Raw genomic sequence first — 1,252 nt, forward strand, 5'->3', positions numbered from 1 at the left:
CTCCGCCTTGGTTCGGCGAAGCTTGAAGAACAGTTTCTTCTGAGCCGTACCGGTCCCCATCTTCACAAGCGACCAGGTGCGCAGGATGTACTCCTGAATGGAGGCCCTGATCCACCACATCGCATACGTCGCAAGGCGAAAGCCGCGCTCCGGATCGAAGCGCTTCACCGCGATCATCAAGCCGACATTCCCCTCGGACACGATGTCGGCCATCGGCAGCCCGTAGCCCCGATAGCGCATGGCGATCTTGGCCACGAGACGCAGGTGACTGGTAACCAGCCGGTAGGCGGCGTCCCGATCACCTTGCTCTCGCCAGCGCCGGGCGTAGGAACACTCTTCCTCCGGGGTCAGCATGGGAAACCTGCGGATTTCCGCGAGGTAGCGGGACAGTCCGTCAGACAGGGTTGGGAGTGAGATTGCGCTTCTCTCCATCGTGCAGCCTCTTCTTCACCACGACATCTACCTCCATGCGCGGCAACGGTGATCGCGCGTACCGCCAAACCAGAACGAATGGCTTCGGTTCCTTCGTAGAAGAGAAAATCAACACCGCCAGAGCCTTCGACAAGCGGACCGTTCGAAGGGCAATACTCCGCTCAGGAGCGAGGCGCCCAACTGCTCAAAAGCGTGCATGTCTTCCAAGGGAAAGATTACGGCCGGAACGGGCTGCGTGACCGGTTCGCCCGTCTCGTGTCTCGCTATGAGAAAAAGGGCGCCCGCCACCAGCATTACCGCGGCTATTGCCAGTCCCAGCATGGCCAAGAACAAGTCGTCGTCGTCCATCGATGGCTTCTGCCGCTACCGACCCGCACCCAACGGCTCATCTGCCACGGCGGCAATCTGCCGTGCGCGATGGCCCCGGTACCAAAACATCGATGGAAGAAAATGGTTCCGAGATACCAAAGACGCGGCTGGCGCTGCGATGGCGGAGCGTCTCGCCCTTCAACTGCCTCTCGCGCAGGTGATCAGCCCGATGGCAAGGTCGTTTCGAATTAGCAGAAATCGTGTCAAGCCCCAGAATAAAAAATATTTCCGTTTACCAGAAGGAAAATCAGAGGTATGTGTTCGCCCATCCCGTCCTACTCAGAAGGGCGTCGGCCGTCGTCACGGACGTTGGGCGGGTTGCGGTGGACGCTGGTTTACGCTTCGACGACGGCGTGGACAAGCGTACGGCAAAACCGTGTGGTCCTGGCACCCGTTGCAGGTGTCAAGTTGCCGGGTAGGCGAGAGCCGAACGGCAGCGACGGAGTCAACC

General features: G+C 60.0%; 1 protein-coding gene. It reads right to left on the bottom strand.

Annotated elements, in window-relative coordinates:
* A partial coding sequence (locus JQ558_RS36925) for a sigma-70 family RNA polymerase sigma factor (RefSeq protein WP_212296729.1) occupies positions 1 to 432 on the bottom strand: 432 nt, incomplete at its 3' end.
* Between the last annotated feature and the right edge of the window lie 820 nt (positions 433 to 1,252).

The organism is Bradyrhizobium sp. AUGA SZCCT0160 (genome assembly GCF_018130105.1).
Taxonomy (GTDB): Bacteria; Pseudomonadota; Alphaproteobacteria; order Rhizobiales; family Xanthobacteraceae; genus Bradyrhizobium.